Annotated in this window: 18 protein-coding genes; 5 read left to right on the top strand and 13 right to left on the bottom strand. The window is 42.1% G+C overall.

All coding sequences use genetic code 11. The features are described from left to right. Window positions 1-140: 140 nt before the first annotated feature. The 4 genes from OTG27_RS12285 (at window position 141) to OTG27_RS12270 (ending at window position 3,087) form a co-directional block, all read left to right on the top strand. Entirely contained in the window at window positions 141-344 is a 204-nt protein-coding gene (locus tag OTG27_RS12285; RefSeq protein WP_057278507.1) for a DUF1657 domain-containing protein, read from the top strand. Between the two features lie 470 nt (window positions 345-814). Then, window positions 815-1,834, top strand: coding sequence for a stage V sporulation protein AD (gene spoVAD / locus OTG27_RS12280; RefSeq protein ID WP_268937084.1), 1,020 nt, complete (start codon window positions 815-817; stop codon window positions 1,832-1,834). Between the two features lie 161 nt (window positions 1,835-1,995). Next, window positions 1,996-2,202: a DUF1657 domain-containing protein gene (locus OTG27_RS12275; RefSeq protein WP_057278504.1), complete on the top strand. Its 207-nt coding sequence runs from the start codon at window positions 1,996-1,998 to the stop codon at window positions 2,200-2,202. A gap of 24 nt (window positions 2,203-2,226) precedes the next feature. Beyond that, window positions 2,227-3,087 carry a DUF421 domain-containing protein gene (locus OTG27_RS12270; RefSeq protein WP_268937083.1) on the top strand — a complete coding sequence of 287 codons (861 nt, stop codon included), beginning with the start codon at window positions 2,227-2,229 and terminating at the stop codon, window positions 3,085-3,087. Between the two features lie 8 nt (window positions 3,088-3,095). Here OTG27_RS12270 and OTG27_RS12265 read toward each other — a convergent pair whose 3' ends face one another. Both OTG27_RS12265 and rlmD read right to left on the bottom strand, forming a co-directional pair. After that, the gene (locus OTG27_RS12265) at window positions 3,096-3,644 is read right to left on the bottom strand and encodes a YitT family protein (protein ID WP_235568398.1); all 549 of its coding nucleotides are present in this window, start codon (window positions 3,642-3,644) and stop codon (window positions 3,096-3,098) included. 451 nt (window positions 3,645-4,095) lie between these two features. Continuing rightward, on the bottom strand, window positions 4,096-5,466 hold the full coding sequence (gene rlmD, locus OTG27_RS12260) for a 23S rRNA (uracil(1939)-C(5))-methyltransferase RlmD (protein WP_096338814.1): 1,371 nt from the start codon (window positions 5,464-5,466) through the stop codon (window positions 4,096-4,098). Window positions 5,467-5,655: 189 nt separating this feature from the next. Here rlmD and OTG27_RS12255 point away from each other — a divergent pair, with 189 nt between their 5' ends. Next, window positions 5,656-5,874 (top strand): hypothetical protein, encoded by a 219-nt coding sequence (locus tag OTG27_RS12255; protein WP_034306063.1) that lies wholly within the window; start codon window positions 5,656-5,658, stop codon window positions 5,872-5,874. Between the two features lie 44 nt (window positions 5,875-5,918). On the opposite strand, the gene OTG27_RS12250 is transcribed toward OTG27_RS12255, so the two are convergent. From OTG27_RS12250 to ligA, 11 genes are all read right to left on the bottom strand, one after another. Next, window positions 5,919-6,494 (bottom strand): GNAT family N-acetyltransferase, encoded by a 576-nt coding sequence (locus OTG27_RS12250; protein WP_057278500.1) that lies wholly within the window; start codon window positions 6,492-6,494, stop codon window positions 5,919-5,921. 61 nt (window positions 6,495-6,555) lie between these two features. Continuing rightward, a complete protein-coding gene (locus OTG27_RS12245) occupies window positions 6,556-7,470 on the bottom strand; it encodes a diacylglycerol kinase (RefSeq protein WP_034306067.1) in 915 nt (304 codons plus the stop codon). 180 nt (window positions 7,471-7,650) lie between these two features. After that, entirely contained in the window at window positions 7,651-8,577 is a 927-nt protein-coding gene (locus tag OTG27_RS12240; RefSeq protein WP_268937082.1) for a hypothetical protein, read from the bottom strand. Further along, window positions 8,574-9,644, bottom strand: a complete 1,071-nt coding sequence (locus tag OTG27_RS12235) for a hypothetical protein (RefSeq protein ID WP_145506894.1) — start codon at window positions 9,642-9,644, stop codon at window positions 8,574-8,576. The genes OTG27_RS12240 and OTG27_RS12235 overlap by 4 nt, the downstream gene beginning before the upstream one ends. After that, window positions 9,637-10,104, bottom strand: a complete 468-nt coding sequence (locus OTG27_RS12230; RefSeq protein WP_098865639.1) for a hypothetical protein — start codon at window positions 10,102-10,104, stop codon at window positions 9,637-9,639. Before OTG27_RS12230 ends, OTG27_RS12235 begins: the two co-directional genes overlap by 8 nt. Next, complete coding sequence (locus OTG27_RS12225) at window positions 10,101-10,643, bottom strand: RNA polymerase sigma factor (protein WP_235568396.1); 543 nt, start codon at window positions 10,641-10,643, stop codon at window positions 10,101-10,103. The genes OTG27_RS12230 and OTG27_RS12225 overlap by 4 nt, the downstream gene beginning before the upstream one ends. A gap of 153 nt (window positions 10,644-10,796) precedes the next feature. Further along, window positions 10,797-12,224, bottom strand: coding sequence for an Asp-tRNA(Asn)/Glu-tRNA(Gln) amidotransferase subunit GatB (gatB, locus tag OTG27_RS12220; protein ID WP_034306078.1), 1,428 nt, complete (start codon window positions 12,222-12,224; stop codon window positions 10,797-10,799). 12 nt (window positions 12,225-12,236) lie between these two features. Then, window positions 12,237-13,697 (bottom strand): Asp-tRNA(Asn)/Glu-tRNA(Gln) amidotransferase subunit GatA, encoded by a 1,461-nt coding sequence (gene gatA, locus OTG27_RS12215; RefSeq protein ID WP_268937081.1) that lies wholly within the window; start codon window positions 13,695-13,697, stop codon window positions 12,237-12,239. Between the two features lie 12 nt (window positions 13,698-13,709). Next, window positions 13,710-14,000 (bottom strand): Asp-tRNA(Asn)/Glu-tRNA(Gln) amidotransferase subunit GatC, encoded by a 291-nt coding sequence (gene gatC / locus OTG27_RS12210; protein WP_268937080.1) that lies wholly within the window; start codon window positions 13,998-14,000, stop codon window positions 13,710-13,712. 371 nt (window positions 14,001-14,371) lie between these two features. Continuing rightward, window positions 14,372-15,541 carry a CamS family sex pheromone protein gene (locus OTG27_RS12205; protein WP_268937079.1) on the bottom strand — a complete coding sequence of 390 codons (1,170 nt, stop codon included), beginning with the start codon at window positions 15,539-15,541 and terminating at the stop codon, window positions 14,372-14,374. Window positions 15,542-15,552: 11 nt separating this feature from the next. Continuing rightward, window positions 15,553-17,559, bottom strand: coding sequence for an NAD-dependent DNA ligase LigA (ligA, locus tag OTG27_RS12200; protein WP_268937078.1), 2,007 nt, complete (start codon window positions 17,557-17,559; stop codon window positions 15,553-15,555). Between the last annotated feature and the right edge of the window lie 69 nt (window positions 17,560-17,628).

Below are 17,628 nucleotides of genomic sequence, written 5' to 3'. Positions count from 1 at the left end.
TGCCTGTTTCCATTCCATTAATCAAACGTTTGATTAATGGAAGAAGCTAAGTGATTTCAATCATGGATATATTTAGAAGGTATGGATATTCATTTTTTCCTCACTCTAATAAGGCAGTTAAAAACTAGGGGGGTTCATATATGACAGTTATAAACGATGTCAAAACAACTATAGCAGGGTTAAAAAGCGCTCAAGCGAGCTTTGAAACTTTCGCCCTTTCAACAGATAATGAGCAAGCCAAACAATTGTACCAACAAGCTGCCCAACAAACACAAACGATTGTCGACAGCATCACTCCTCGCATAGAAGAGATTCAAAACGAGGAACCTCAATATAAACAATGATCATCCATATAAAAAAGGTTGGTTAAAGCAACCAGCCTTTTTTATATCTTTCCATAACCAAGAACAAAATCTTTAAGCCAATCACAAACTACCAAAGGGTTACATACCTGACTTGAACTGCGGATGAAAGAGCTGTAATTCTTAAATTATGATCGACTACAACTTCAGAATCATCGTAGAAGATCGTTTTGAGAATTACGATTGTCCTGGACTTCAGAAAGACTTTTAACGCCGAATGATGTGATACAAGGATGTTAAATGATAAAAAGTGAAAGCTGACTGCTTTATCTCCGGATTTTGTTTGACCGAATTGGCCGCTTTGTTACTTTCAGGTTGCGGTGATACTGCAGCCATTGAACTCCGGGCCAAAGGTTTCGTGGCTGTACTATATTCAAATTGGCTGAAGGATTTTTATGTTATTCCTTTGTTTAATTTTACTGACAATACTCATACAATGGGGTGGTTTAATAATGCTTACGGGGCATCGCACATGGGTGTTTGATCAAAAGCCTGTCATCGTCTCCACTGGAACCGTTGGCGGTCCATTTGAAGCAGACGGTTTGCTTGCGGATGATTTCGATCTTCTCCATTCCGATTTATGGATTAATCAAGATACCTATGAAAAAGCACATAAAGTCTTATTGGAGGAAGCGAGTACAAAAGCAATCGAGAAGGCGGGTCTTCAAAAGGAACAGATACAATTTTTCCTTGGAGGCGACCTAATCAATCAAATAACCCCTACCAGTTTTGCCTGCCGAACACTTGGAACACCTTATCTCGGCTTATTTGGCGCCTGCTCCACCTCCATGGAGGGACTGGCTCTTGGTGCATACCTTGTCAACACCAAAGGGGCAGAGTACTTATTGACAGGAGCATCAAGCCATAACGCTGCAGTGGAAAAGCAATTTCGCTATCCAACGGAATACGGAGGGCAAAAACCTCCGACAGCCCAATGGACCGTTACGGGGGCAGGAGTGGCTTTATTAAGCAGTGCCGGGGAAGGCCCAAGGGTCACTTCAGCTACGATAGGCCGTGTCATCGACATGGGATTGACCGATCCTTTCAATATGGGAGGTGCCATGGCTCCGGCCGCTGTAGATACGATTGAAGCACATCTCAGAGAAAGAAACCTCGCCCCATCCTATTATGATTTGATAGTGACTGGGGATTTAGGAAAGATTGGACATGAAGTTTCTTTGGCAATATTTAAAAAACATGGCACGCCGATTAAAGAAGAGCAATATAAAGATTGCGGTTTAATGATATACAGGGATGGTCAACCGGTCCTGGCCGGGGCAAGTGGCCCTGGATGTTCCGCAACCGTCGTTTATGGTCATTTATTAAATCGCATGAAAAAAGGGGAAATTAAACGATTGCTCGTCGTGGCTACCGGTGCCTTGCTATCTCCCCTATCCTTTCAACAAAGTGAGACGATTCCATGCATCGCCCATGCCGTATCGATTGAATATGACGGAGAAGCACAAAACTAAGGGTTGATATTTGAACAGACACCTGTAGCGTTAGCGATGTGAAAAAAAATCGATTGATCGGTTGTTGCCACTGGCATGCTGGAAGCAACCAGTGCCTGGATAACAGCTGCTCATGGTTCCGAGTCATTATTATACACCTAAAAAGATAAGGAGGTTGCTGCATGACGATAGCTTCCAATGTCAAACAATGTGTCTCCAGCCTAAAAGGAATTGAAGCAGGCTTATCCAGCTTAGCACTCAGGACTCAAGATGATGAATCTAAACGGATTTTGCACGAAACGATGCTGGTGGTTAATGAAGTTAGGAAGGATGTACAGAAGCGCGTGGGCGAGTTAGAACGGGAAGAACCACAATATAAAGGTTTTTAATGATCAAGCAGGAGGTGTTTGGTAATGCCGGGTTGGTTAGAAATTGTTTTGCGTTCATTTTTCTTTTTAATTGTTCTTTTTGTAATCACTAAAGTGTTAGGAAAAAAACAATTGTCCCAGCTCTCCTTTTTTGAATATGTAACGGGCATAACCATCGGTAATGTTGGGGCAGAATTAGCTACAAAAGTGGAGGGCAATATTATACATGGCGTCCTGTCCATCCTTGTTTTTGCCATAGCACCTTTCATTGCAGGATTAATATCCTTAAAAAGTAAAACATTCCGTGATCTTGTGGAAGGAAAAGCATCGGTTTTCATCAAAGATGGGAAAGTCATGGAAGATAATTTAAAAAAAGAGAAATATACCATCGATGAATTGCTGGGATTGCTCCGAAAAAAGGATGTCTTTGATATTTCCGAAGTTGAGTTTGCCTTATTGGAAGCCAATGGGGATTTTTCCGTAATGTTAAAGAAGCAAAATCAACCTGTAACACCTAAGGACCTTAACATGCCAGTGGCTGCAGTAAAGGAGCCACAAACCATCATCATGGATGGCCGTATACTTGATGAACCACTTTCCACGATTGGTCTGAACCGAAATTGGCTTCTTACTGAACTGGATAAGTTGGGGGTAATCCTCGATAATGTTTTTCTTGGTCAAGCCAATTCTAATGGAGAATTAACTGTGGACCTTTTTGATGATAAACTTAAAGTTCCTTCTCCTCAAGAAAAACCTCTTTTGCTCGCGACCTTGAAGAAATGCCAAGCGGACTTGGAGTTATTTGCACTTGGAACTGAATCAAAAGAAGCTAAAGAGATGTTTAGCAAAAATAGCGAGAAGCTGCAAAAGGCGATAGATAACGTAATCCATATCTTAAGGAACTGATTATATATTCATTCCCTCACTTTCATAAGCGATGTGACCAGCCCAATGATCACGATCGTCACACATGAAAAAAGAAAAATTTCGATACCTAAGGTGAATGCTGCAGCTGAAATGATTAATGTATCTATGACAATAATCGCCAAAGCAATATCCATGGAGGTGGATTTTGAGATGATTTTGGCTAGCATATCCGTCCCCCCGCTGCTTGTCTCATATCGAAGCATGAGTCCTATGCCCATCCCTATGATGACACCGCCAATCAAGGAGCTTGCCAGTATTGAAATGGAAAAAACCTTTTTCAATGGATTAAGCCAATCCATAAAAAGGGATGTCAAAAGCAATCCGTGAACGCTGCTATAGAAAAAAGGGCGTTCATAATACCAGGCATATAAAAATATAGGAATGCTAAGAACCAACATGGATAGTCCCGTTTGAAAACTAAAGAAATAATGAAGGATGAGTGCAATCCCAATTACGCCGCCATCTATTAAATGATGAGGAACCAAAAATCCATTTATTCCAATGCCCACCAAAAAGCTACCAACAATGACAGCCACCGCTTTTTGAAAATTAATAAAATCACCTTGCCTCCCAATCCATATATTTCTTAATATATGTCCAAGTCAGAGCGTCAAGAATAATCATTCAAAAAAAAATCCCCCTCCCTTTTCTTCAATTTAACTACGTGAAAAAGGTCCCGGTCATTTAGACCGGGACCAACAGTTTGTTGACAAAGAGGTTCGGGAACCTATCTTTCTTCAAATATTCTCCCGAAACAACCTGACCCAAAGCAGCCCTGCAACTCCTTTAGGCATGGTCTCCTTTCTAACTGTTGTAACTAAGTTATTTGGAGAGATTCCTGCGGGAAAAGCGCACCTAGTGAAAAACCTCCCTCAGGCGCATGCCGAGGGACGACCGCCCGCAGAGAGCGAGTGTGTGGATCGGAAGTCAATATTGTACAAACATAAAAAATGCGGGCCCAGTCAATTAGACCGGGCCCGCATTCAATCATTTCAACTCTAATAACACTACATTTTCAACATGTGTAGTCATTGGGAACATATCGACAGGCTGGATATCAACTGCTTTATATCCGCCTTCTTCCAAGATATGAAGATCACGCGCTAGAGTGCCTGGGTTGCATGATACGTATACGACTTTATTAGGCTTCATCTCGATGATCGTATTCAGAAGGGATTCTTCACAACCTTTGCGTGGCGGATCCACCACGATGACATCAGCAGTATTGCCCTTTTGATACCATTCAGCAATAACGTTACCTGCATCGCCGACCATGAATTCTGCATTTGAGATTTCATTCAATTCAGCGTTACGCCGTGCGTCTTCGATCGCTTCTTCGACCACTTCGACACCAATTACTTTTTTCGCTTTTTTAGCTAAAAATAAAGAGATGGTCCCAATGCCGCAATAGGCATCTATCACCGTTTCTTCACCAGTCAGCCCTGCATAGTCAAGAGCTTTATCATAAAGGACTTTCGTTTGATCTGGATTGATTTGGTAGAAAGATTTTGCTGATATCGCAAATTTCACATCACCGATCATATCATGGATTACTTCGTCGCCCCATAGCACAGTCATTTTATCGCCTAAGATAACATTCGTTTTCTTGGAATTCACGTTTTGAACGATGGATTTAACTTGTGGAAGACGTTCAACGATTTCCTTCACGATGGTTTCGATGAAAGGGATACTTTTCGTTCTAGTAACAAGAACAATCATTAATTCCCCTGTTTGCTTGCCATAACGGGCCATGATGTGCCGCAATACACCTTTATGTGCCTCTTCATTGTAAGCGGGGATACCAAGTTTACTGAAAATCTCTTTAACGACTTGAACGGCTTCATTAATCACTTCATTTTGGATAATGCTTTCTTTCGTTTCAACGATTTCATGTGTCCGCGGTTTGAAGAACCCTGCTATTAGCTTGCCATCCTTTTCACCAACAGGCACTTGCGCTTTATTGCGATAATGGGTTGGATTCTCCATCCCGATGATCGGATGAACCTTCACATCCTCAAGTTTCCCAATGCGTGTCATCACTTCACGTACTTGCTTTTCCTTGAATTCCAACTGCCCTTCATAGCTCATATGCTGCAGCTGACAACCACCGTACTTATGGTAGTCTTCAGTCGTGACCTCAACCCGGTATGGACTGTTTTCGATAATCTCCATCAAGCGTCCGAAGCCATAACCCTTATTAGCCTTCATCACTTTGATTTTTGCTTTTTCACCTGGAAGGGCGCCCTGAACAAAGATCGGGTAGCCATCGACTTTAGCGACGCCAGCTCCTTCATGTGTTAAATCTTCAAATAAAACCTCTACTATATCATTTTTAGCAACTGGTGCTGTTTTTTTCATATCATCTTCTCTTTTCTTTTTTATGCTAGCCTGTATTTTACCACAATAGGGGCCTTGCCACAAAACCACTCACCAATTTACCCTGGTTTTCATAAAAATATAGTGGAAGGAATTACGGATTTTTCATAGTTCCATGAATAAAAGTTCAATAAAAAAAGAAAAATAAGGAAAAACAAAAGAGGTGAGGAAATGGGTTTATTTAACTCTATATCGGCCTGGAATGCTACAAGGATAGAAAAACATCGAGCGAGTATGGAGGAAAAAGGCCTCTGTCCGGATTGTTACGGACGTGGATACAGCTCCTTCGTACCTACGGAATATCATTTTTCCGATATACACGACTGTCCCGGCTGTAATGGCACCGGAGCTTACGCTGATTGGGCAGCCATGAATGGGCAGCAAATGTAATCGCATACAATGCCAAACTTCAAAGAACTAAAAAGGACCCCCTGTTAAACAGGAGGTTCTTCTATTTCCTTTACCATATAGCGAAATTCATGGCCGCTAATCGAAATGGTTTTCATTTCTATATATCCTAATCTGCCATAGAGACGATTCGCCGCTACATTTTCATTTTCAACGACTAAAGAAATTCTTGGATACCCCTTATTTTTAGCGTATTCCTCCACATATTGAATCAGTGCACTGCCAATTCCTCTTCCTTGAAAATTCGGGTCGACGGACACGGTATCCAAATAAAAGTCTCTCATTTCCGCTTCCTTATCGAGCGTAACGCTTGGGTCTTTCATTTTGAGCCTTAATTGTTTCACTATCGGTTCATCCAAGCTCTCGGCATCCTTGCCATGGTAAGCAATGATCAATCCAGATACTTGTCCATCATGTTCACTGACAAGCGTATTTTCATAGCTGACCCGATTCCCACTTTTCCTGAACAAGTCGGCAAGAACGGAAAGTATTCTTTCTTCTTCCGTTTCCCCTGTCAAAACCTCTGCAATTTCCTTAATCGCTAACCGGGTCAATATGGCTGCCTTGTCCGCATCCTCCGGTGTCGCTTTCCTGATATACATGTTGCAATTCTCCTTGCTTCATTAAACTGAAAAGGCCACCAGATTCAGTGGCCTTTTCACCTTATTTATTTGCCGGATCATCCGGCAGTAGTCCTTGCGGAATGAATACATCAAAATGGCGGTACTGATTGACGAATTCAGCTGGGGCCATCCCGCCAAATTCCCCATCCAAATTAAGCATCATATCCTTTTTGGCCTGTACTTTAATTCGATTGGCTTTTTCATAAATGACATTTTTATCATGGATATGCTCACCGCGCATTGCCAATGTTGCGACACGGACAATATCAGCCAGGTTTGCCTTTTTTAAAATAAGCAACGTGAACATACCATCATTCAAAGAGGCGTCAGGGGCCAGTTTCTCGAAGCCCCCGACCGAATTCGTGTTAGCCACCAAGAAAAGCATGATCTCCCCTTCAAAAAGCTTTCCATCATATTCAATAGAAACTTCCGTCGGCTTAATTGAAGGAAGCATTTCAATTCCTTTAATATAGTACGCTAGCTGACCGAGCATCGTTTTCAGCTTGATCGGCACGTCGTAGGTCAATTCTGTCAATCTGCCCCCGCCAGCAATATTGATAAAATACTTATCGTTCATTTTCCCGATATCGATCGGCATCGTATGCCCGCCGGCAATAATTTCGGCTGCCCCTTCGATCGACTTCGGTAAATGCAGCGCCCGGGCGAAATCATTGGTCGTTCCCGTCGGGATGATTCCTAGTTTCGGACGTTTCTCTGCAGTGGCCAGTCCATTAACAACCTCATAAATCGTACCGTCGCCCCCTGCTGCAATAACTACCTCATAGCCGCGTTCAATCGCTATCTTTGCCGCTTTCGTCGCATCCCCAGCACCAGTCGTCGCATGTGCAGAAGCTTCATAACCAGCTTCTTCAAGCTTCGCTAGCACACCTGGCAGGCTCTTCTTAATGGCTTCCCGGCCCGAAGTCGGGTTGTAAATCAACCTTGCTCTTTTCATTTCCCATCATCCTTATACATATTGATTCCATAATTTACATCTTAATCCTTCATTACATGAAAAGCAATATTCGAAAAAAAGAGGACCGTATTTCGGTCCATATCTTTTACATTTTACTAGAAATCTTATCAGGGAAAATTATAATGCTTTTTACAATTTTATTCTAGTAAATGATTTCAATCATGGATATTGAACGTTCACGTTAAATGTATCGGTAACCGTTAAAGTATGTTTCCCATCACCATTATTGAATATCCCATTCTTTTTTACAATGCCTTCATCACTTGTTCCTTTTTTCACTTCAGTCATCTTCCAGCCACTCTCGGGGCCTTCAAGTTCCTCGACCCCTCTAGCATCTATCTTGATATCACTATTATCCTGAAGGACTATACTTAGATTTCCGCTGTCCTTCACACTCCAGTCATTCAAGAGCTTTCTAGGCTTCAAGACAAGATCGGTACTTTGACCGTCTATCTCCACTGCCAACTCAGCAGGGATTATAAGGGTTGCCTTAAGATTCCTTGTACCACTGTCCAAAAGTCCATTTTGACTCGGTAAATCCTTGAAGCTAATATAAAGAGTATCACCATTTCTTTCAACAAGTAAATAATCTTCCGCATTGTTCAACAATGAATCATCATCTTCCATTACCCGCTCACCATATGTTCCAAAAACGGAAACTTCTTCGTCCTTACCACTTTCAATTGTCAATGGGTATGAACCAGTGTCCAGGACAACTCTCTGTATGCCCTTTCCTGCCTTTTGATTGAAACCAGGCAAATTGACCGTTTTCTCTTCACTATTAACGGCAGCCCTAACTTGATCCAACAATCCGCTGGATGTAAGCAGAATTAAAACTATTCCCGTCGTTCCAAGCAATCCAACGAAAAGAATGCTAAGAATATCATACTTTACAAAAGAACTTTCTTTTCTGGAAAAATAAATATAGAAGAGAATCTCTGTACCCAAGATCATGAACAGCAACGGCCACCATGATAGCAGAATCGTCGTCAAATTCATATCCGAAATTTGGGAAACGAGTAAAACAAAACCCAAACCAACCAGGGAGATCCCCATTGAAATCGTTCCGACTCTCCATGTTCTCATTTTGTCTCCTCCTTGACGCTCCCTTTTTTACTTCCCGACAGCAATTTGATTCCTCCGCCTATTAGAAGGATGCATACAAGGCCTTTTTGAAAATAATCCCTAAACCAATATTCCAAGTTGCTTCCAATCCATTCATCTAAATGGGGAGCGATGGCCGGGACGATCATATTACTAGCCAAGAAATAGATTCCAATTCCCACCAGACCCAATCCTAACCATTTTTGATGATTGACCATTCCCGAAATGATGGGCGTATCTTCTACTGGACCCTCTTCCATTTTCGAAGCTTTTTGCAATCCATCAAAAAAACTATAAAACCAGATAATCGGAATAAGGAAGAAGAAGAAACCCAACCGGAGTAAATCCAGTATGTAAATGGCGAATAAAAAGCCGGCCATCAATTGTATCCCGCGTTTTTGCAGCCCCAAATATAAGTGACCTGCACCAGGGAAAATAGCGAATAAAGTCGCGACCGCTTTACTCTTCTTCCCGGATTCCCGTCTCTCCTCGAAATCTTCCAAAACGGTCCGATCGATAAGCTCCTCACCTCTTTGCTTTTTATTCAGCTGTTGAACAGAATCAAAAAAGCTGTAAATCCAGATAACAGGCAATAGTGCCATGAATATTAACAGGCCTTCCATTTGTGTCATCACACTGATGAATATCACCATGATGCCAAAGCCTAAAAAGCTGATGAGAAAAATGAGCCCACGGTTCATGAGGCCTAGCTGAAAATGCCCTAACCCAGGAACGAATGAAAGGATGATTACATAAAACCTTTCCGCTTCCGGCGGATTTGCCATTCCCTCCACATCCTCTTCACTTTTAGGATTCCTCAATGAGGTGACCACCAAATCAAATATACTGATGAAATAAAACACCATTCCAATAACGGAAAATGCCAGAAACGCATCCGATTGACTGATTAACGAAAGAAAAAGACCTCCAAGCCCCAATCCAGCTGTGGCAAGAAAATAAAATAGCCCTTTATATTGCCTTCCTAGGTAAAAATGTCCGAAACCTGGCAGAAAGGATAATAAAAAGGCTAATACCGGACTTTTATTCATTTCTAAACCCCTCCTTATTTTTCTTTTCGATTGTATCCATCCAATTAAATGTTTTATCAATAAGGTCCTCGGTCAAGGACTGCGTTTTCTTTTCACTGCTTGATTCCACAGAATCCACGTATTCTGTCAATGATTGAAATACCCCGCCTGCCATTAATAAAATCGTAAATCCTGCCGCAATCAGGTAATGTCTTGTGATTGTCCGAAGTGACTTCTCTTTTCGATGTGGCCAAGACTCTTCAACAGAGCCGCCTTTCAATCGGCTAATAGAGTCCATGACTGGACCTGCAATATCAAATCCTTCAAGGTCAAGACTTGTTTCTTCTTTTTCCATCGCTTCCATATAGACGGACAAACACTTGTCACAGGAGTATAGATGATTTTCATATTCAATTTTTAAAGCCTCTGGTATTTCATCTGCCAAATATGCAACCCATTGTGCCTCTGAAACATGATTCATGAAAAATCCTCCTCTTTCCAATGTTTTCTCATCCAATTTCTTGCCCGGTATAGCTTTACTTCCACAGATTTCACTTGAATCTGCTGTTCCTCTGCAATTTGCTTGAATGTCTTTTCCTTTATGTAATAGCCATATACAACGTCTCGATATCCCTCTGGAAGGTCATTCAGCTTCCGTAATACTTGCTTTCGCCTTTCATTCCGAAAAAATACTGCCTCGACATCATCCGTTAAGCCCAAATTAACTTCCGATGAATGTTCGTCCTGTAATTCTTCCTTTTGGCGTTCCCTCTTTCTCTTTAGATCGATTGCATGATTGACGGCAATTCGGGTAATCCAAGTTTTGAAGCCTTGGTTCTTATATTGAGGAAGAGAAGTGTAGATTTTGATAAAGACTTCCTGGGTAACATCTTCTGCATCCTTTTGATTCCGCAAGACGGAATAGACGGTTCTATAAATCGTCTGTTTATAATTTTCAATCAACATTCGGAATGCATGATCATTCCCAGCCCTTACCTTCTCAACTAACTCATCGGACACTTCTCTTCCCCCTTTCCTGATATACATTCATGTAATAGACGACACAAAAAGGAGTTACCCCTACAGATAACTCAAAATTATTTTTCCGCTTATTATTTTTCTCAGCCTTAATCAAGAGAAAACCGTACCACTTTAAAAGTGATACGGTCAACATTAACGTTTATTGATTTCTTCCACCAAAATTTTATTAACAAGTTGTGGATTGGCTTGTCCTTTTGTCGCTTTCATAATCTGCCCGACAAGGAAGCCGATTGCCTTTTGTTTACCGGCTTTAAAATCTTCAATGGATTGCGGGTTATTATTCAATGCTTCTTCAACGGCTGTACGCAATGCGCCTTCGTCGGAAATTTGGACTAGTCCCTTCTCCTTGACGATCGTTTCAGCATCCCCGCCGTTTTCAATCAATTCTTTGAAAACCTTTTTAGCGATTTTAGACGAAATCGTGCCATCTTCAATCAGCTTGATCATTCCAGCCAATGATTCAGCAGTCAATTTGACATCATGCAGCTCTTTGCCTTCTGCATTCAAGAAAGCGGAAACCTCACCCATGATCCAGTTAGATGCTAGTTTTGCATCGGCACCTGAAGCAACTGTCGCTTCAAAGAAATCCGCACTTTCTTTCGTTACCGTTAAAACGGCTGCATCATATTCAGGTAAGCCAAATTCTTCGACATAGCGTTTTTTCCGGGCATCCGGAAGTTCCGGAATTTCGGCAGCGATACGAGCTTTCCATTCTTCATCAATATGGATCGTCAATAAGTCCGGTTCCGGGAAATAACGGTAATCATCGGAGCCTTCCTTAATTCGCATTAGTACGGTTCTGCCTGTAGCTTCGTCGAAACGGCGAGTTTCCTGTTCGATTATGCCGCCTTCATTCAAGATTTCCGCTTGGCGGATTTCTTCATGCTCCAACCCTTTGCGAACGAAGTTGAATGAATTCAAGTTTTTCAATTCGGTTTTCGTACCGAACTCCTTTTGACCAACAGGTTTCAAGGAAATGTTAGCATCACAACGGAGTGAGCCTTCTTCCATTTTACAATCGGAAACGCCCGTGTATTGAATGATGGATTTCAGCTTTTCCAAATAAGCATACGCTTCTTCCGGGGAAGTGATATCCGGTTCGGATACGATTTCAACAAGAGGCGTACCTTGGCGGTTATAATCGCAAAGCGAATAGTTCCCTTTATGTGTCAGCTTTCCAGCATCCTCTTCCATATGAATGCGGGTAATACCAATTTTCTTTTTCTTGCCGCCCACTTCGATTTCAATCCAACCATGTTCACCGATCGGTTGATCGAACTGTGAAATTTGGTATGCTTTAGGATTGTCCGGGTAAAAATAGTTTTTCCGGTCGAATTTCGTAACTTCCGCCACTTCGCAATTCAGGGCAATTGCAGCCTTCATTGCAAAATCAACAGCCTTTTTATTGACGACAGGCAATACACCTGGGTAGCCTAGGTCAATTACAGTCGTGTTACTATTTGGAGCGGCACCAAAATGATTTGGGCTCGCTGAGAAAATTTTAGAATCCGTTTTTAATTCTACGTGTACTTCTAGACCAATCACCGTTTCAAAGTCCATTATTTTCACCCCTTACAGCTTAGGAAATTGTTTATGAAAATCTGTTGCTTGCTCAAATGCGTGAGCCGCGCGGTAAATCGTGCTTTCATCAAAATGCTTCCCAATCATTTGCAGTCCAAGCGGAAGACCATTCGCTGCGAAACCACATGGCACGGATATACCCGGTACGCCAGCAAGATTGACTGGAATCGTCAGGATATCATTCGCATACATCGTTAATGGATCGTCGACTTTTTCACCAATTTTAAATGCAGGCGTAGGTGTAGTCGGCCCAACGATGACATCATATTTTTCAAAGACATCTTCAAAGTCTTTTTTGATTAATGTACGTACTTTTTGAGCCTTTTTATAATAAGCATCATAATAACCGGAACTTAAGGAGAACGTTCCAAGCATGATACGGCGTTTCACTTCGTCACCGAATCCTTCTGCACGGGTTTGCTTATACATTTCTATAAGAGTTTCTGCATTATCTGTCCGATGTCCGTAACGAACACCGTCAAAACGTGAAAGGTTAGCCGAGGCTTCCGATGAAGATAGCAGATAATAGGCAGCTAAAGCATATTTGGAATGCGGCAAGGAAACCTCTTCCCATTGAGCTCCAAGACCCTCTAGTACTTTTAATGCTTCAAGTACGGAATTACGCGCTTCTTCACCAACGCCTTCACCAAGGTATTCTTTAGGCACAGCTATTTTCAATCCTCTAACATCGCCTGTTAATGAATTCACAAAATTCGGCACGTCAACATTAGCAGAGGTCGAATCCATTGGGTCTACTCCTGAGATCGCTTCAAGCAAATAAGCGTTATCTTCAACAGTTCTTGTAACAGGTCCGATTTGGTCCAATGAAGACGCAAATGCTACAAGGCCGAATCGGGAAATCCGTCCATATGTAGGTTTTAAGCCGACGACTCCACAATATGCCGCTGGTTGGCGGATCGATCCACCCGTATCGGAACCTAAAGAGAATAGGACTTCACCGGAAGCGACAGATGCAGCTGAACCACCCGAAGAACCGCCTGGCACATATTCCGTATCCCAAGGGTTGCGTGTTGCTTGAAATGCGGAGTTCTCATTGGAAGAACCCATCGCAAACTCATCCATATTCAATTTACCGATCGTAACCGTTTCTGCCTTCTGTAGCTTTTGAACAACGGTTGCATCATAGATTGGATCAAAGTTCTCCAAAATTTTGCTCGCGCAAGTCGTACGTAAATTTTTAGTGACAATATTATCCTTCACTCCGATTGGCATACCAAATAAAGCGCCTTCGTTCTCGCCTTTTACCAATTGATCATCCAAACGTTTTGCTTGATTGCGGGCGTTTTCTTCATCAAGTGTCAAAAATGCCTTCACCTTGTCCTCTACCTGTCCGATTCGCTTATACGATTCGTCCACAAGATCAGTGACACTTATCTCTTTCTTATGTAATCGTTCATGAAGCTCAGAAACCTTTTGTTCGAACAACGACATCATTGTCCCTCCTTATTCAATTATTGATGGTACACGGATATATCCTTCTTTGCTATCCGGTGCATTTTTAACTACTTCTTCCACTAGCAATCCTGGTTTTGCGACATCTTCGCGCATAACATTCTTCATATCCAAAACGTGAGAAGTCGGGTTTACTTGATCCGTATCAAGCTCATTCAACTGCTCCGCGAATGAAATCATTTGGTCAAGCTGATGCTGAAACTGTTTTGCTTCTTCTTCCGTAATGGCCAATCGGGCCAAATGGGCAACGTGTTTAACTTGTTCCATAGTAATACGTGACATTCTCTTCACCTCCGAAAAAATATCCAAATCGACTGAATTTCGTCGCTTTTCTCCATATAATCATCGTTTAAATCATATCAAACTATTGCACAGTAAAGCAACAAGAGATACAATGTCGAAATTCAATTATTTCATAAGGAAAAAGAGATATTTTCCGGGAAATATGGGAAAGTTGCCGGAATTTCCGGGGAAATGACAATAAGGCTTTTAAAATTCGACAAATGTTGCCTTTTTAAAGCACTTGTTCCCTAAGATGGAAGGGTTTACTTTCCATTATATATCTTTGTTCATTGTTAAAGATTATTTTGACATTTACAAGAAATAGATTCCAGTCGAAAAAAAGGATGAAGCCGCTAAGCTTCATCCTTTTTTCATTCGTATATATGAACGGTTGGTTCGTCCTGATTCGCTTCACGGACTATGAGCGCTTCAGGTCCATTTACAGACGTAATGGATACCTGTACGGCAATATAGTTCGGGAAACGTTCCATTATGAGCCCAGCAACATATTGGGTAAAGCCTATCGCTTCCGAGTTCCCATAAAATTGAATGGGGATATCGATGTTCAGGCTTTGCAATTGATCATCCATATAGAACGCCCTGCCGATGACTCCGTTAAAGTTAGGGAAGTATTCTTCGACATCTTCTTTAAAGTTCGTGAAAGTATTGACGTCATCACGGTATTTCTTTTCAGCAGCAGCAGAAGGAAATAGGAAATACTCTTCGTCCAAGTTCGTCCATTTCCCAATATTGTTCGAGTTTTTATCGATATTTGTATAGGAAATGAAATTCCCAGGGACTACTGAAGATTTTTCATTTTGCTCGAATAAGGCAATCGTAATCGGAACATTTTTCAGCTTGTCCATTTTACGCAGCCTTTTTAAAACTTCTGCAGCAATTTTTTCCCCTTCTTGCTTTAGCTTTTTACTATCGATTTTATTTTCATAGGTGGCACCGAATGCCTCTTTTTGATAGTAATGCACTGAATTCAACGCTAGACCGATTACAACTCCGCCAAGGCTTACTGAATTATCTTTTGTTTTGACCAAGTAATTATGTTCTAAAATATGGGCAAGATAGATCGGATTTTCTTCATTCCGCTTATCAATGTCACCCTTGCCCGGATCAACCGGATTCAAGCCAACGTTCTCTTTGGCCTTCATCTTCTTTTCTTTCAACTGACTATCGGTATATTTTCTGTTCAGCCAGGAAGATATCTTGGAACTATCTAGCATTTGCCCCTCTTGAAACAGGTAATCCTCCGGGTCGAATTGGGTTTGGGCCAACCGCATCAATCCATTTTCGAATTCTTCAATGTCGTATCTGGTATTTAGATTGGATACGACCAAACCGCGTGCTTTTGATGGTTCAAACGGTAGGATTGTTTGATAATATTCTTCCGAAATTTTATACTTCGGAATAATTGCCGTTTCTTTTTTGTCTTTGGAGTCTTGAACTACCTCTTGCTTATCCTCGAAACTAGGCGCACATCCAGCAAGAAGCAGTATAAGAATCATCCCCAAAATGGAGTGTTTCCTCATAGCTACACCTCTTATTTATTTAGTTCCTCAATCAGTCTCTCTTCATCCCATACCATGACGCCTAGGCTTTCGGCTTTTTCCAGTTTGGAACCGGCATCTTCACCAGCTACGACCAAATCGGTTTTCTTGCTGACACTTCCAGCAACGTTAGCTCCTAGCGCCTCTAATTTCTCTTTAGCTTCGTTACGTGTTAACTGATGCAGTTTTCCCGTTAAAACGACTGTTTTACCGGCAAAAAAAGAGTCGATATCTTCTAAAGCAACAGCTCTTTGCCCTTTGAAAGTAAGATTCACACCGGCTGCATCCAGCTCATTCAATAATGCATGGACTTCTTCCAATTCAAAATAAGCTACGATGGAATCAGCCATCTTATCACCTATTTCATTAATGGCCGTTAGTTCTTCACGGCTCGCCTTGCTTAAGGCTTCCATCGTCCCGAATTCCCTCGCAAGCGTCTTGGCAGCTTTGGAACCAACATGGCGAATGCCCAGCCCGAATAGTAATTTTTCCAACGAGTTGGTCTTCGAAGCTTCGATTGCTTGAAGAAGTTTAGTGACGGATTTATCCCCCATCCTTTCCAAAGCAATCAGTTGATCGTATGTAAGCTTATAAATATCAGCCACATCTTGTATGAGTTCTTCTTTAAATAACAAGCTAATCACTTTTTCACCAAGACTGTCTATATTCATAGCTGTACGGGAAACAAAGTGAATCAAACCTTCCCGTATTTGTGCAGGACACTTCGGGTTGATGCAGCGTAAAGCAACCTCCCCGTCCAGCCGGACAAGTTCACTGCTGCACTCAGGGCACTCAGTCGGCATCTGAAACTCGACTTCTTCCCCTGTACGGCGCTCTGCCAGTACATTGACTACCTCTGGAATGATATCACCCGCTTTTTTCACAACCACTTGATCTCCGATTCTGATGTCCTTTTCACGGATTAAGTCTTCATTGTGAAGTGAAGCTCGCTGCACAGTCGTACCTGCTACCCGGACGGGATCCAAAACGGCAGTCGGGGTCAATACACCCGTACGGCCCACATTCAGCTCGATATCCCTTAGGGTTGTAATGACTTCTTCAGCTGGGAATTTATAAGCAATGGCCCATCGCGGACTTTTTGCAGTAAAACCTAATTCATCCTGCTGTTCAAGGGAATCCACCTTTACGACAATTCCATCAATATCATAGGCTAAGTTTGGACGTTGTTCCGTCCATTCTACTATATAGGCCAGTACTTCCTCTATATTCGAGCATGTTTTTCTTTCCCGGTTCGTCTTAAACCCGAGTCTATCCAATAAATCCAGACCCTCGCTATGGGAACGGACCCCCGTTTCCCCCAAATCGGCAATCGCATAAAGGAAAATATCCAAGTTCCGTTTCGCAGCAAGTTTCGGATCAAGCTGCCTTAACGAGCCGGCAGCGGCATTTCGCGGGTTGGCAAATGGTTCCTCACCGCGTTCTTCCTTAGCCGTGTTTAATGATTCGAATGATTTTTTTGGCATGAATGCCTCACCGCGCACTTCTATGGCAACTGGCTCCCGCAGCTTCAATGGGATCGACTTGATCGTTTTCAAATTGGCGGTAATATCTTCACCGATCGTTCCGTCTCCACGGGTTGCCCCTCTTACGAAATATCCATTCTCATATTGAAGTGTGACGGCAAGTCCGTCAATTTTCAATTCACATACATAGGAAAAATCGTCACCTACAGATTGTCTGACCTTTCTGTCGAAATCCCGCAAGTCACTTTCGTTGAAGGCATTGCCTAAACTAAGCATCGGTGTGGTATGCTCCACCTTTTCAAACATATCCAAAATGGCGCCACCGACCCGTTGTGTCGGCGAGTCCGCCGTTTGCAGTTCCGGAAATTTCTCCTCATACCCAATAAGTTCACGTAGCAGCCGATCATATTCAGCATCAGGTACTGATGGCTGGTCCATCACATAATATTCATAGCTGTATTGGTTCAATAACGTTTGCAGTTCCAGAACTTTCTTCTCTGCAGCTTGTAAGTCCATACGTTCAATCCTTTCTAAAGAAGACTCCACCGCACTTCTGATAGAAGAGCGGTGTCTAAAGTCAGATAT

The organism is Peribacillus sp. AS_2, assembly GCF_026891895.1.
Lineage (GTDB): Bacteria > Bacillota > Bacilli > Bacillales > DSM-1321 > Peribacillus > Peribacillus frigoritolerans.
This window is presented reverse-complemented; position numbering and strand designations above follow the sequence as displayed.

Bases quoted from the DNA above. Each gene is read 5' to 3' on its own strand.
- rlmD (WP_096338814.1), bottom strand. From the start codon at position 5,466: ATGAAAAAAACAGCACCAGTTGCTAAAAATGATATAGTAGAGGTTTTA.
- OTG27_RS12240 (WP_268937082.1), bottom strand. From the start codon at position 8,577: ATGAGAACATGGAGAGTCGGAACGATTTCAATGGGGATCTCCCTGGTT.
- OTG27_RS12230 (WP_098865639.1), bottom strand. From the start codon at position 10,104: ATGAATCATGTTTCAGAGGCACAATGGGTTGCATATTTGGCAGATGAA.
- OTG27_RS12245 (WP_034306067.1), bottom strand. From the start codon at position 7,470: ATGAAAAGAGCAAGGTTGATTTACAACCCGACTTCGGGCCGGGAAGCC.
- OTG27_RS12285 (WP_057278507.1), top strand. From the start codon at position 141: ATGACAGTTATAAACGATGTCAAAACAACTATAGCAGGGTTAAAAAGC.
- ligA (WP_268937078.1), bottom strand. From the start codon at position 17,559: ATGGACTTACAAGCTGCAGAGAAGAAAGTTCTGGAACTGCAAACGTTA.
- OTG27_RS12235 (WP_145506894.1), bottom strand. From the start codon at position 9,644: ATGAATAAAAGTCCGGTATTAGCCTTTTTATTATCCTTTCTGCCAGGT.
- gatC (WP_268937080.1), bottom strand. From the start codon at position 14,000: ATGTCACGTATTACTATGGAACAAGTTAAACACGTTGCCCATTTGGCC.
- OTG27_RS12275 (WP_057278504.1), top strand. From the start codon at position 1,996: ATGACGATAGCTTCCAATGTCAAACAATGTGTCTCCAGCCTAAAAGGA.
- OTG27_RS12255 (WP_034306063.1), top strand. From the start codon at position 5,656: ATGGGTTTATTTAACTCTATATCGGCCTGGAATGCTACAAGGATAGAA.
- gatA (WP_268937081.1), bottom strand. From the start codon at position 13,697: ATGTCGTTGTTCGAACAAAAGGTTTCTGAGCTTCATGAACGATTACAT.
- spoVAD (WP_268937084.1), top strand. From the start codon at position 815: ATGCTTACGGGGCATCGCACATGGGTGTTTGATCAAAAGCCTGTCATC.
- gatB (WP_034306078.1), bottom strand. From the start codon at position 12,224: ATGGACTTTGAAACGGTGATTGGTCTAGAAGTACACGTAGAATTAAAA.
- OTG27_RS12270 (WP_268937083.1), top strand. From the start codon at position 2,227: ATGCCGGGTTGGTTAGAAATTGTTTTGCGTTCATTTTTCTTTTTAATT.
- OTG27_RS12205 (WP_268937079.1), bottom strand. From the start codon at position 15,541: ATGAGGAAACACTCCATTTTGGGGATGATTCTTATACTGCTTCTTGCT.
- OTG27_RS12250 (WP_057278500.1), bottom strand. From the start codon at position 6,494: ATGTATATCAGGAAAGCGACACCGGAGGATGCGGACAAGGCAGCCATA.